At 64.5% G+C, this 13026-nt stretch carries 13 protein-coding genes; 7 read left to right on the top strand and 6 right to left on the bottom strand.

Annotation, left to right across the window (positions count from 1 at the left end; all coding sequences use genetic code 11):
* Window positions 1-81: 81 nt before the first annotated feature.
* Window positions 82-585, bottom strand: a complete 504-nt coding sequence (locus FJ958_RS07055) for a (2Fe-2S)-binding protein (RefSeq protein ID WP_140741280.1) — start codon at window positions 583-585, stop codon at window positions 82-84.
* A 308-nt stretch (window positions 586-893) separates the two neighbouring features.
* Between FJ958_RS07055 and FJ958_RS07050 the strand changes: the two genes are divergently transcribed.
* Both FJ958_RS07050 and FJ958_RS07045 read left to right on the top strand, forming a co-directional pair.
* Complete coding sequence (locus FJ958_RS07050) at window positions 894-2030, top strand: FIST signal transduction protein (protein WP_140741012.1); 1137 nt, start codon at window positions 894-896, stop codon at window positions 2028-2030.
* A 14-nt stretch (window positions 2031-2044) separates the two neighbouring features.
* Window positions 2045-3385 (top strand): hybrid sensor histidine kinase/response regulator, encoded by a 1341-nt coding sequence (locus FJ958_RS07045; RefSeq protein WP_140741010.1) that lies wholly within the window; start codon window positions 2045-2047, stop codon window positions 3383-3385.
* Between the two features lie 84 nt (window positions 3386-3469).
* Here the strand turns inward: FJ958_RS07045 and FJ958_RS07040 are convergent, their stop codons facing one another.
* Window positions 3470-4153 carry a response regulator transcription factor gene (locus FJ958_RS07040; RefSeq protein WP_140741008.1) on the bottom strand — a complete coding sequence of 228 codons (684 nt, stop codon included), beginning with the start codon at window positions 4151-4153 and terminating at the stop codon, window positions 3470-3472.
* Window positions 4154-4359: 206 nt separating this feature from the next.
* On the opposite strand from FJ958_RS07040, the gene FJ958_RS07035 reads away from it, so the two are divergent.
* The 3 genes from FJ958_RS07035 to FJ958_RS07025 all read left to right on the top strand — a co-directional run bounded on the left by FJ958_RS07035 (window position 4360) and on the right by FJ958_RS07025 (window position 6856).
* Window positions 4360-5058, top strand: coding sequence for a fumarylacetoacetate hydrolase family protein (locus FJ958_RS07035; RefSeq protein WP_140741006.1), 699 nt, complete (start codon window positions 4360-4362; stop codon window positions 5056-5058).
* A complete protein-coding gene (gene maiA / locus FJ958_RS07030) occupies window positions 5055-5705 on the top strand; it encodes a maleylacetoacetate isomerase (protein ID WP_140741004.1) in 651 nt (216 codons plus the stop codon). Before FJ958_RS07035 ends, maiA begins: the two co-directional genes overlap by 4 nt.
* 110 nt (window positions 5706-5815) lie before the next feature.
* A complete protein-coding gene (locus tag FJ958_RS07025; RefSeq protein ID WP_140741002.1) occupies window positions 5816-6856 on the top strand; it encodes a zinc-dependent alcohol dehydrogenase family protein in 1041 nt (346 codons plus the stop codon).
* Between the two features lie 20 nt (window positions 6857-6876).
* Here the strand turns inward: FJ958_RS07025 and FJ958_RS07020 are convergent, their stop codons facing one another.
* Window positions 6877-7740, bottom strand: coding sequence for a DMT family transporter (locus FJ958_RS07020; protein ID WP_140741001.1), 864 nt, complete (start codon window positions 7738-7740; stop codon window positions 6877-6879).
* A 105-nt stretch (window positions 7741-7845) separates the two neighbouring features.
* Here FJ958_RS07020 and FJ958_RS07015 point away from each other — a divergent pair, with 105 nt between their 5' ends.
* On the top strand, window positions 7846-9246 hold the full coding sequence (locus FJ958_RS07015; protein WP_140740999.1) for a PLP-dependent aminotransferase family protein: 1401 nt from the start codon (window positions 7846-7848) through the stop codon (window positions 9244-9246).
* 17 nt (window positions 9247-9263) lie between these two features.
* On the opposite strand, the gene FJ958_RS07010 is transcribed toward FJ958_RS07015, so the two are convergent.
* Window positions 9264-10154: a LysR family transcriptional regulator gene (locus FJ958_RS07010; protein WP_140741278.1), complete on the bottom strand. Its 891-nt coding sequence runs from the start codon at window positions 10152-10154 to the stop codon at window positions 9264-9266.
* 131 nt (window positions 10155-10285) lie between these two features.
* Between FJ958_RS07010 and FJ958_RS07005 the strand changes: the two genes are divergently transcribed.
* Window positions 10286-11746: an MFS transporter gene (locus FJ958_RS07005; RefSeq protein WP_140740997.1), complete on the top strand. Its 1461-nt coding sequence runs from the start codon at window positions 10286-10288 to the stop codon at window positions 11744-11746.
* Between the two features lie 28 nt (window positions 11747-11774).
* Here the strand turns inward: FJ958_RS07005 and FJ958_RS07000 are convergent, their stop codons facing one another.
* A complete protein-coding gene (locus FJ958_RS07000; RefSeq protein WP_140740995.1) occupies window positions 11775-12272 on the bottom strand; it encodes a MaoC family dehydratase in 498 nt (165 codons plus the stop codon).
* A 254-nt stretch (window positions 12273-12526) separates the two neighbouring features.
* Complete coding sequence (locus FJ958_RS06995; RefSeq protein ID WP_140740993.1) at window positions 12527-12955, bottom strand: phasin family protein; 429 nt, start codon at window positions 12953-12955, stop codon at window positions 12527-12529.
* Between the last annotated feature and the right edge of the window lie 71 nt (window positions 12956-13026).

Raw genomic sequence — 13026 nt, 5'->3', positions numbered from 1 at the left:
CCGAATTACTGGAGCAGTAGTGAGCAGTGAGTAGATCAGGCCTAGCCAATCACTACTGACTACTGACCACTCACTCTTCTTTCACGCAGCTTGTTTCGCTTTGCCCTTGGTGGCGCCCTTCGACATCGTTTTCGATGCGGCCATGATCGCCTTGACGATGTTATGGTAGCCGGTGCAGCGGCAGATATTGCCTTCGAGCTCGGCTCGCACCGTCGCCTCGTCGAGGCCTTCGGGATGGCGGTTGATCATGTCGGTCGCCGCCATGATCATGCCTGGCGTGCAGAATCCGCATTGCAGGCCGTGATATTCCTTGAACGCGGCCTGCACGGGATGCAGGTCGGCGCCGTTGGCGAGACCTTCGATCGTGACAACGGTCGACCCTGAAGCCTGGACGGCTAGCATGGTACAGGACTTCACGGCCTTCCCGTCGACATGGACGACGCAAGCGCCGCATTGCGAGGTATCGCAACCCACATGCGTGCCGGTCAGGCCAAGATTCTCCCGCAGGAAGTGAACCAGCAGCGTTCGGTCCTCGGCAACGCCACTGACCCGCCTGCCGTTGACCATCAACGAAACGTCCGACATGAATCCTCCCTGGGTATCGACCTTGGTCATCACGCTGCCGACGCGCCGCTGGCACTCGGCCATGCGTTATTCGTACACCGCATAACGGGCAAAAAACAGCGCGACGGAAAAGGCGGATCATTGTACTTTCGGTCATGGCCAGGGCCAAAGGTGCGCTCCCCTCGCCCCCATTGCCAAACCGCCGATTGGAAGCAACAATGCCTTCGACGCTGCGCGCCAGAAGCTTGTAACAGCCGCGCATAAAACAGCGTTGGAGGAAATGCGGGAGAACGCCGCTGACCAGTTCACGGACGCGCTACGGATGCGGCTTGTCGGCGCTGACCACGGACGAGCCGGATCCGGATGCCTTCGCACGCGCGGTGGCCGCAGAGGCCGGCGCGATCGACGCCGGCTTTGCCCTCCTGTTCTTTTCCCAGAGTCTTGTCGAAGCCGGCGCTCTGTCACGGGCGCTTTCGGTCCATGCGCCGGGGCTCCATCACGCCGGCTGTTCCACTGCCGGCGAGATCACGCCGCAGGGGCTCGAGGAAGGTCACATGCTGGCGATGCTGCTTCCTTCGGCCTCGTTCACCGCGGTCAGTGCCATGGTCGACAACCTGTCCTCATCGGGTATGGACAGGATCACCGGCGAGGTCGAGGCGCTTCGGCGCACGCTGCGCGGCCGGGTCGGCGGCGAGAGGACCAGGAATACCTTCGCCCTCTGCTTCATCGACGGGCTGTCCTATGCCGAGGAAGCGGTCAGCTCCGCCATCCACTGGGGCCTTGACGACATCCCTTTGCTCGGCGGCTCGGCCGGCGACGATCTGAAATTCGAAACGACGCGCCTGATCTCCAATGGCAAGGTCACCTCCGACAGCGCGATCATTGTGCTGGTCGTCACGGAAATTCCCTTCCACGTCTTCAAGACCGACAATTTCGTTCCGACCGACGAGAAGCTGGTGGTGACGGCGTCCGATGCCGATCATCGCATCGTGCGGGAGTTCAACGCCACCAACGCGGCCGAGGAATATGCCGCTTCCGTCGGCATCGTGCCGCAGACCCTGACGCCGCTGAGCTTCGCCTCGCACCCGGTGGTGGTGAAGGTGGGCGGCGAATATTACTGCCGTTCGATCCAGAGGATGCACGCCGATGGCTCGCTGTCGTTCTTCTGCGCCATCGACGACGGTGTCGTGCTGTCGATCGCGCAGCCCATGGACATGGTGGAATCGACGCGCGCGGCCTTGCGCGAGGTCGAGGAGAGGCTGGGCGGCATCGACCTGATCCTCGGCTTCGACTGCGTGCTGCGCCGCCTCGATGCGCGCAACCGGCAGGTCTTTCGCGATATTTCGGAACTCTACCGGGTCAACAATGTCATTGGCTTCGGCACCTATGGTGAGCAATACCGGTCGATGCATCTGAACCAGACTTTCACCGGCATCGCTTTCGGCGAGCGCCAAGCGGCTGAATAGGGCGGCGGAATAAGATGCCGCTCAGGGACATAAGCGATCTCGAAAAGCTGAAGAAGATCAACGCCGCACTGGTCAGCCGCGTCGAGCGGTCGATGGACCAGCAAGGCAATGCCTTCTCGCTGTTCCAGACCGCCATCTCACTCGAAAATCGGGTGCGCACGCGCACGGAGGAACTGCACTCGACCTTGCGGCGGCTGGAGCAGTCGAACATCGATCTCAGCGCCGCCAAGGAAAATGCCGAGCTGGCGAACCTCTCCAAGACAAGGTTTCTCGCTGCTGCCAGCCATGACGTGCTGCAGCCGCTGAACGCGGCCCACCTCTCCGTCTCGGCGCTCGCCGAGGTGCAGACCAGCGACGAAGGCAGGAAGCTGGTTCGGCAGGTCGAGCGCTCGCTGGAAACAATGGAGGATCTGCTGCGCACCCTGCTCGACATTTCCAAGCTCGATGCCGGCGTCGTGCGGCCCGACATCGGCGACGTCAGCCTGGAGGCGCTGTTCTCGTCGCTGCGCTCGGATTTCCAGCCGGTCGCGGAAATGAAACGGCTGTCGCTGAAATTCCGGCCGGTCAATGCCGTGGTCCGCTCCGACCGGACGCTGCTGCGCCGCATCCTGCAGAATATTCTGTCCAACGCGTTGGGCTACACGCGTTCGGGTGGCGTCCTTGTCGGCACACGCCATCGCGGCGATACGATCCGCATCGACGTCGCCGACACCGGCTGCGGTATTCCCGAGGATCAGCGCGAGGCGGTGTTCGAGGAGTTCCATCGCGGCACCTCGCAGGCCGGAGCCGAATTCGACGGCGGCGGGCTTGGGCTCGGCCTGGCCATCGTGCGCCGCATGGCCAGCGCGCTTGGCCACCCCGTGACATTTTCATCCAAGGTCGGACGCGGCACAATCTTCCACATCGATGTCCCCGTCGGCATCGGCGCGCCGGCCGATGCCATCGCCAACGCCGCCAGCCTGGAGCGGCCCCGCGGCTACGGCCTGTTCGGCACCAAGGTGCTGCTGGTCGAAAACGACGCCGAGGTTCTGGAGGCGATGACCTTCCTGCTCGAGCGCTGGCAATGCCTGGTGCGATCCGCGACCTCGACTGACGACGCGCTCGATCTGCTCGGCGACACCGACTGGGTTCCGGACATCATCATCGCCGACCAGCATCTCAACGACGGCGATCTCGGCACCGCCACCATATCGGAGGTCCGCGACTATCTTGGCCGCGCCGTGCCGGCGCTGATCGTTACCGCCGACAGTTCCGAGGACGTTGCGAAGGCGGCCCGGGCCGGCGGTATCGAACTGATGCGCAAGCCGCTGAAGCCGGCGCAATTGCGCGCGCTGCTGGCGCATTTGCTGGCATAGCGCCGAGGCAGGTTGACTTGCGCAGCGCGGGCCCCACCCCGCTCCGTTTCGCGGATCAACCCTCCCACAAGGGGAGCGTGAAGACTAAAACCCTGCCTGATCGCGAAACAACTCCGCATTGTCCAGCTTGGACACCTCGATCACCGCTTGCGTGCGGCTGTAGACATTGAGCTTGCGAAGGATTTCCGAGACATGCGCCTTGACGGTGGTCTCGCCCACCTGCAATTCATAGGCGATCTGCTTGTTGAGCAGGCCCTGGCGCAGCATCTGCAGCACCCTCAGCTGCTGCGGCGTCAGCGTCGACAGGCGCTGGACCATGTCGGCGCGGTTGCTGCTGTCGGCGTCCCGCGGCTGGCCCTCATAGGTTTCCGGCACATAGATCGCGCCGTCCATCACCGAGCGGATGGCATTGGCTAGGTCGCTCTTGCGCGCCGATTTCGGGATGAAGCCGGCGGCTCCATAGGAAAGCGCTTCCGAAATGATCCTTGGCTCCTCATGCCCGGACACGATCACCACCGGCAGGCGCGGATAGCGGGTCCTGAGCTGCAGCAGCCCATCGAAACCATGGACGCCGGGCATGCTGAGATCGAGCAGCGCAAGGTCGAAGGGCTTCGCGTCGGCCAGCAATTCCACCGCCTCCGTGATCGAGCGCGCTTCCACCGTGTCGACCTCTGGATAAGCCATCTGCACGGCGCTGTGCAGCGCCTCGCGAAACAACGGGTGATCGTCGATGATCAGGAACCGGGCACAATCAGTGGCTGACGTCATGGCGTTGGTTTCGAGCCCTATTCAGTTTCGGGCATAAGGTAGCCCCGCGATCACGAGCGGATTATTGCCAAATAGTATACCGCCGCCATCTGGATTCCTTGTACGACCTTTTGCGAATTGTTGCCGCGCCAAATGCGGCGGCTTGCCCGCCCCTCGAAATCGACCGAAGGTGCCGTAATTCTCCGATAGTCGTTCCAGGGCTCCACATGACCGCATTCGTCCTACCCGTGCCGCCAACGCCTTCTGTCGCCATCGCCGGCTCAGCCGAGCGCTTTGCCGTGCGGCGAATCTTCTGCGTTGGCCGCAACTACGCGGCGCACGCGCGCGAGTTCGGCAATGACGAGCGCGATCCGCCCTTCTTCTTCACCAAGCCCGGCGATGCCGTGGTCGATTCCGGCACGACGATTCCCTACCCGCCTCTCACCGAGAACCTGCATTTCGAGATCGAGCTGGTGGTCGCGATCGGTGCCGCCGGTTTTCGCATTACCCACGGCAAGGCGGTCGATCACGTCTGGGGCTACGGCGTCGGCATCGACCTCACCCGCCGCGATCTGCAGGATGCCGCCAAGAAGGCGGCGCGGCCATGGGACTGGTCAAAGGCCTTCGACCGCTCCGCCCCCTGCGGCCCACTGGTTCCCGCGCAAAAATCCGGGCACCCGGCGAAAGGTCGTATCTGGCTCGCCGTCGACGGCACGGTGAAACAGGATGCCGATCTGGCCGAACTCATCTGGCCGGTGACCGACATCGTCTCGATCTGCAGCGAAGCAGTCGAGCTGCAACCGGGCGACCTGATCTTCACCGGCACGCCCGCCGGTGTCGGCGCGGTCAAGCCGGGCGAGACGATGACCGGGGGGATCGACGGCATCGGCACGATCGAGATAACCATCGGCCAGCCGAAATCATGAGCGACATCGTCCTGCACAACTACTATCGTTCCTCCACCTCCCACCGGGTGCGGATCGCGCTGGAGATGAAGGGGCTGAGCTATGACTACGTCCCGCATCATCTGCGCCATGGCGAGCATCTGGAGCCCGCCTATCTCGCGCTCAATCCGCAGGGACTGGTGCCGACAATCGTATGGAACGACGGCACGATGCTCACGCAGTCGCTGGCAATTATCGAATTCCTCGACGAGACGCAGCCCGATCCGCCATTGCTGCCGAAGGATCCGTCGGGCCGGGCTCGTGTCAGGATGCTGGCGCAGATAATCGCCTGCGACATCCACCCGGTGAACAATCTGCGCGTGCTGACCTCGCTGCGAACCCTTTTCGGCGCGGGCGACCAGGACATCACCAACTGGTTCCGCCACTGGGTCAATGAAGGCTTCGGGCCGCTTGAGAAGATTCTGGCCTCCTCACCGCGGACCGGAACATTCTGCCATGGCGAAGCGCCGGGGCTGGCCGACATCTGCCTCGCGGCACAGGTCACCAGCAATGCGCGCTTCGGCGTCGACCTGACGCCCTACCCGACGATCGCCCGCATCAACGCCGCCTGCACGGCGCTGCCAGCCTTCCAGAAAGCCGCGCCGCAGAACCAGATCGATGCCGAATAGGGAAGCCTGCGGAGTTGCCGCCGCTCTGGCGGAATCGATTTCCGCTTGACCGGACACGGAATCGGCTATCGTTCCCGCCAGCGTATGCCGTCTCAAGGGTGGAGTTGCCAATGAAAGCCGTCGTCTTCGAGAAATTCGGCGAAGCGCCGACGATCCAGACCGTGCCCGATCCGAAGCCGGCTGCTGACGGCGTCGTCATCAAGGTCGAGGCGACCGGGCTCTGCCGCAGCGACTGGCATGGCTGGATGGGCCATGACGCCGATATCCGCCTGCCCCATGTTCCGGGCCACGAACTCGCCGGCATTGTGGTTGCCGCCGGCAAGCATGTCACCCGCTGGAAGGCGGGCGAGCGCGTCACCGTGCCGTTCGCCGTCGGCTGCGGCCGCTGCTTCGAATGCACGTCAGGCAATCACCAGGTTTGCGAGCATCAGTCGCAGCCCGGCTTCAACGCTTGGGGCTCCTTCGCCGAATATGTCGCCATCGAGCATGCCGACACCAACCTGGTGCGCCTGCCCGACGAGATGGAATTCGCCACCGCCGCCAGCCTCGGCTGCCGCTTCGTCACCTCGTTCCGCGCCATCGTCGATCAGGGCCGGGTGAAACCGGGCGAATGGGTGGCCGTGCACGGCTGCGGCGGCGTCGGCCTGTCGGCGATCATGATCGCCAGTTCGATGGGCGCCAATGTCATTGGCATCGATCTCTCCGACGAGAAGCTGGACTTCGCCAGGAAGATCGGCGCGGTCGCCACCATCAACGCCTCGACGACGCCGAATGTGGTCAAGGCCGTCAAGCAGATCACCAATGGCGGCGCGCATATGTCGATGGACGCGCTCGGCCACCCCACGACATCGTTCAATTCCATCGCCAATCTGCGCCGGCGCGGCCGCCACGTGCAGGTCGGCCTGATGCTGGGCGAGCACGCCCGCCCGCAAGTGCCGATGGACAAGATCATCGCCTTCGAACTCGAGATCCTCGGCAGCCATGGCATGCAGGCCTATCGCTACCCAGCGCTGATGGAGATGATCCGCACCGGCAAGCTCAAGCCCGAACTGCTGGTCGGCAAAAAGATCAGTCTCGAGGAGGCGCCCGCGGCCTTGATGGCGATGGGTGGCTTCGAGGGCATCGGCATTGGGGTGGTGACGAAATTCTAGGTGCGGGAGTCTCTTCCCGACTACCGCGCGAATTTCTTCGCCCCGAACACACATGCCACCACGCCGAGCGTGACGACGATCATCAGCGGGCTGACCTTCTCGTGCAGCAGGGTCGCCGCCAGCGCAAGGCCGAAGAAAGGCTGCAGCAGCTGCAACTGGCCGACCGCCGCGATGCCGCCTTGCGCCAGGCCGCGATACCAGAACACGAAGCCGATCAGCATGCTGAACAGCGAGACATAGGCGAGACCAATCCAGGCGTTGGGGCCGACGCCGGCGAAGGACGGTGGCAGCGTCGCGAAAGTCAGCACCAGCATGATAGGCAACGACAGCGTCAGCGCCCAGCAGATAACCTGCCAGCCGCCAAGCCGGCGCGACAACGCGGCCCCTTCGGCATAGCCCAGCCCGCAAACGATGATGGCGGCCAGCATCAAACTGTCGCCGACCGGTGAAGCGGTCACGCCTTGCATCAGGGCGAAACCCGCGACCAGCGCGCTGCCCAGACATGAAAACAGCCAGAAGGCCGGGCGGGGACGGTCGCCGCCGCGCAGCACGCCAAAGGTCGCGGTCGCCAGCGGCAGCAGGCCGACGAAGATGATGGAATGCGCGGAGGTGACGTGCTTCAGCGCCAGCGCGGTCAAGAGGGGAAAACCGACCACCACACCAAGCGCGATGATCGCCAGGGACAGCAAGTCGCCCCGCTCGGGTCGCTTCTCGCGAAACAAGAGCAGAAGCGCCAGACCGAGCAGGCCGGCTATGGCGGCGCGGGCCGAGGTCAGGAAGATCGGATCGAAATCCATCACCGCCACGCGTGTCGCCGGCAAGGATCCACTGAAGATCAACACGCCGATGAAACCGCTCACCCAGCCGCTCGCAGCCTTGTCCATGAAAAGCTCCTTCTGTTGGGCCTTCTATCGGGCTCACCCCATGGCGCCACCAGAGACAATGCAGTACAATTCCACAAAACTGTAATGGCCACACGAGGAGTACAGATGGAGCTGACCACAAGGCTCGACGGCGGCGCGACGCTTGTCGAAAGCGTCATGGCGACCATCCGTCATAGGATTGCCGCGCGCAGCCTGACACCGGGAGCCCGGCTGCCCTCGATCCGGGCCTTCGCAAAGTCCATGCGGGTGTCGAAATCCACCGTCGTCGAAGCCTATGAGCGGCTCGCCGCCGAAGGCGCGATCCGCTCGCGGCCAGGCTCCGGCTTCTACGCCGCCGGATCGCTGGCGCCGTTGTCGCTGGCCGAGATCGGTCCTCGGCTCGACCGTGCCGTCGATCCGCTCTGGGTGTCACGCCAGTCGCTGGATGCCGGCGGCGAAACCCTGAAACCCGGCTGCGGCTGGCTGCCGGCCTCATGGATGCCCCAGGCCGGCTTGCGCCGCGCCCTGCGCACGGTCGCGCGTGCCGAGGATATCGCGCTTGCCGATTACGGAACGCCGCTTGGCCTGCCGCCGCTGCGGCAGCTGCTGGCGCGGCGCATGGCCGGGCATGGCATCGAAGCCTCCCCCGAACAGATCATGCTGACGGAATCGGGCACGCAGTCCATCGACCTCCTGTGCCGGTTCCTGATCGAACCTGGCGACACGGTGCTGGTCGACGACCCCTGCTATTTCAATTTCCACGCTTTGCTGCGCGCCCATCGCGCCAAGGTCGTCAGCGTTCCCTATACGCCGTCAGGACCGGATATCGAGCTGTTCGCGCAGGCGTTGGCCGAACACCGGCCGCGCCTCTACATCACCAACTCCGCCATCCACAATCCGACCGGTGCGATCCTGTCGCCGGTCACCGCGCACCGTCTGTTGAAGCTCGCCGACCAGTCGGACCTGACCATCGTCGAGGACGACATCTTCGCCGATTTCGAACACACCCCTGCCCCGAGGCTGGCAGCGTTCGATGGCCTCAGCCGCGTCGTCCATATCGGCAGTTTCTCCAAGACGCTGTCGGCGTCGGTCCGCTGCGGTTTCATCGCCGCGCCCCGCGACTGGATCGAGGGCCTGACCGACCTCAAGATTGCCACGACCTTCGGCGGCGGACGGCTGGCGGCCGAACTGGTCCTGACGCTGCTGAAGGATGGCAGCTACCGCAAGCATATGGATTTGCTGCGCGCGAAGCTTGCACGCGCAATGGCCGAGACCGGCGCCCGGCTGAAGGCAATCGGCATCACGCCTTGGATCGACCAGCCGGCCGGCCTGTTCCTGTGGTGCGGCCTACCCGATGGCGTCGCCGCGGCCGAAGTTGCCCGTCGCGCTTTGGCCGATAATGTCGTGCTGGCGCCCGGCAATGCGTTCAGCCTGTCGCAGACAGCGAGCCGTTTCGTGCGCTTTAACGTCGCCCAGTGCGGAGACGACCGGATTTTCAAGGTGCTTGAAACGGCGATGGCGCACTGATCCCGCGCCGCATTCGCTCAGCGGCCGGCGCAGACCTCCCGCACGCACTCGCGCAACCAGCGTTGCGCCGGATCGGCATCCAGGCGCGGGTGCCAAAGCATGGAAATGGTGACTTCCACGGTGGCGACAGGCAGCGCAAAACTGTGCATCCCGGCGCGCGCGCCGGCGCTATGCCGTTCGGGCACGCTGGCGATCAGGTCGGAAGCACGTGCCATGGCAAGCGCCGCCGAGAAACCCGAGACCATGCACACGACCATCCGCTGCAAGCCAAGCGCGCTCAAGGCGTCGTCGATCGGCCCCTTCTCACGGCCATGCCGGGAAACGCTGATATGCCGGCCCGCCGCGTAGCGCTCGGGCGTCACCGTGCTTTCGCCCAGGGGATGGCCTGCTCGAACCGCGCCGATGAAGCGGTCGCGAAACAGCGCCTGGATGCGCACTTCGGGCCCGGTTTCGCCTGCCACGCCGATTTCCAGGTCGATCGCCGCGTCGCGCGGCGACATCGCATCCTTGTCGGACTTCGGCGCGAAACGCAGCCGCACCCCAGGCGCATCGGCCTCGACGCGGGCGACAAGACGCGGCCCGAACTCCTCGACAAAGCCCTCATTGGTGCGCAGCGTGAAGACCCTGTCCAGGCGCGGGAGATCAAGCAACTCGGCAGGACGCAGCAGCGCTTCCGCGTCCTGGACAGCCCGGCCGACCTGTTGCCGCAACTCCTCCGCGCGCGGTGTCGCCACCAGGCCGCGCCCGGCGCGGACCAGCAGAGGATCGCCCGTCGCCTCGCGCAGCCGCGCCAGCGTCCGGCTCATCGCCGAGGGGCTGAGCCGCAGACGGCGCGCGGCCCGCGCCACGCTGCCTTCCGCCAGCAAGGCGTCGAGTGCGAAGAGCAGATTGAGATCGGGGGATGTCATCCGCGGTGCATAACATGATGTGGCGTCTGATGCACGAATATGATGCAAATGCTGCGCCTTCCGCCATATCAGAGACAGGGCTAGATCTCCGGTTGCTCCGGTAGGACGGAGCGAGTGGAAAGGAGATCGCCATGGCAGCCGCTGAGCAAAATCGGGAGAGGCCGATACCAGCTTCGCAGAAAATTCAATCCGCCGGTTGGGCGCTGGCGAGCCTGTCGCTCGCCACCCTGCTGTCATCGTTGGGAACCAGCATTGCCAGCGTCGGGCTGCCCTCGCTGATGCAGGCGTTCGGCGTGTCCTTCCAGGGCGTGCAATGGGTGGTTCTCGCCTATCTCCTCGCCATCACCACGCTGATCGTCAGCGCCGGCCGGCTGGCCGATATGTTCGGGCGCCGGCCGTTGCTGCTTGGCGGCATCGCGCTGTTCACATCGGCATCGGTGCTCTGCGGCCTGGCGCCGACGCTCTCGCTGCTGATCGCGGCTCGCGCCATGCAGGGACTTGGCGCGGCGCTGATGATGGCGCTGACGTTGGCGTTCGTCGCGGAGACCGTGAGCAAGGACCGGACCGGTAGTGCCATGGGCCTGCTCGGCGCCATGTCTGCGATCGGCACGACACTCGGCCCCTCGCTCGGCGGCTTGATGATCGCCGGCCTCGGCTGGCGGGCAATCTTCCTCGTCAACGTTCCGTTGGGCCTGCTGACCTTCGTCCTCGCCTGGCGCGCGCTGCCTGGCGCCAACAAGGCAGCCCAGGCCGCCCAAGGCAAGTTCGACGCGACAGGCACCGTCCTGCTGGGCTTGACGCTGGCCGCCTATGCGATGGCCATGACGCTTGGCCGGGGTAATTTCGGCGTGCTCAATGTCGGCCTGCTGGCTGCCACCGCGACCGGCATCGTGCTGTTCGCTGTCGCGCAGAGGAGCGTGAAGAACCCTCTGGTCCAGCTTGCCAGCTTCCGGGATCTGCGGCTCAGTGCCAGCCTGGCCATGAGCCTCATCGTCGCCACGGTGATGATGGCGACCCTGGTCGTCGCCCCGTTCTATCTGTCGCGGGGGCTGGGGCTCGATGCCGCGATGGTCGGCGTGGTGCTTTCGACCGGGCCGCTCGTCTCGACCCTGTCGGCGCTGCTTGCCGGGCGGCTTTCGGATCGGTTTGGTGCCTACAGGATGATGGTCGCCGGCCTGATCAGCCTCGCCACGGGTACAGCCCTTCTATCCCTCGCCATGACGAAACTCGGCATTGCCAGCTATGTCGTTCCGATCACCGTCACCTGCTTCGGCTACGCCCTGTTCCAGACATCCAACAACGCGGCTGTCATGAGCGGTGTCGGTGCCGGCGAGCGTGGTGTCATATCGGGGTTGCTCAACCTGTCGCGCAATCTCGGCCTCATCACCGGCGCATCCTTGATGGGCGCAATATTCGCGGTCGCATCGGCCGGTGCTCGGCAAGGAACAGGTCAGGACATGCTGAGTTCCGCTTCGGCCGCCCGGGGCATGCAGGTCACCTTTGCGACGGCAACGGCCATGGCGCTGGTTGCGCTGGTGCTCGCGCTCTTATCGTTGCGCATTTCCGGCCGTCCACAGCCCGGGATTGCGTGACCTGCGGGGGGCTTTGGGCGAACGCTGCTCAGGCCCCTGCCCGCTTGCGGCGCTCATAGAGCATGACCAGCGTCTCCGCCGTCAATGCAGGCTTCTCCTCACCCTCGATCTCGACCGTGTTGGCGGCCTTCATCAGGTATTGGCCGGGGCCCCTGTCTTCCATGGAAAGCAGCGTGGTGCGCAGCCTGATGCGCGCACCGACCTTGACCGGCGCCAGGAATCGCACCTTGTCGAAGCCATAGTTGAAGGCGGCCTGGGTGTTCTCCGGCACGATGCCCATGCCGAGCGCCAGCGCGCCGATGATCGACAGCGTCAGGTAGCCATGCGCGATCGTCGTGCGAAACGGGCTCTGCCGCCGCGCCCGTTCGGGATCGACATGAATCCATTGATGATCGCCGGTGCATTCGGCGAACTGGTTGATACGGTTCTGGTCGACCGTGGTCCATTCCGAGACGCCGAGCTCCTGCCCGGACATCGTCCTCAACTGCTCGTAGGTTGGCGGCGTTTTAAGCCGTACTTCAGTCATTCCTGCTTTCCCGATAGCTTGCAGCGCCTCCGGACCACGAACTGACCGCCTCTGTCAATTCGCCCTGCGTGAATCCGTTCCGCCGAATTCCGGCTGAATCGTGCCATGCCTTGCCATGCAATGGCAGGTCGAATTCGGATTTTCGGACCGTCCAAAGCTGCCGGGAGCCTGTGGCGTGGCGCCAATGCAACTATGCGCAAGGTTGCGGAATTGCCAACCGGCATGCTTGGCCGAAGGCGGAACGACAGGGAAGCCTACTTCTGCCCGTAGCCGGCGCGTATCTCCTCCATCGCCTCCTTGATGCGCGCGCGCAGGATGTCGATCGATTCGGTGCCGGATTTCCTGGCCAGTTCGGCCACTTCACCGGCATTTTTGAGCGCGGCCTCGAAGGATTTCCTGGCGAAGTCCGTCTGCCTGGCCATGAGTTCCTGGGGGTTCCCCGGCGCCCGGTAGCTCTGTGCCATGTCGGTAACCTCGCGCAGCGTGTCCTGCAGCATTTCGCGTTGCCTCGACAGCAGCGAGGACGCTCCGGCGGCACTGGCGCGCGCCGATTTCTCCAAGGCTTCGAGGTTCTTGCGGTGATGGGCGAGGATCGCCTCGACATCGACATTGGGCACCTTCAGGTCGCGGCCAAACCTGCCGAACATGTCCATGAAGGAATCGGATTCCGGTTGCTTTGCCATGAGTGTCTTCTCCCCTGTTGCCGCGGATGCGGTGCCCTCATCGGGAGAATAGCACTGGGCTGCCGTATGTC

The organism is Mesorhizobium sp. B2-3-5 (assembly GCF_006442395.1).
In the GTDB taxonomy this organism is placed as follows: Bacteria; Pseudomonadota; Alphaproteobacteria; order Rhizobiales; family Rhizobiaceae; genus Mesorhizobium.
Note: the sequence above shows the minus strand (reverse complement) of the source record. Positions and strands in the feature narration are given on the sequence as shown.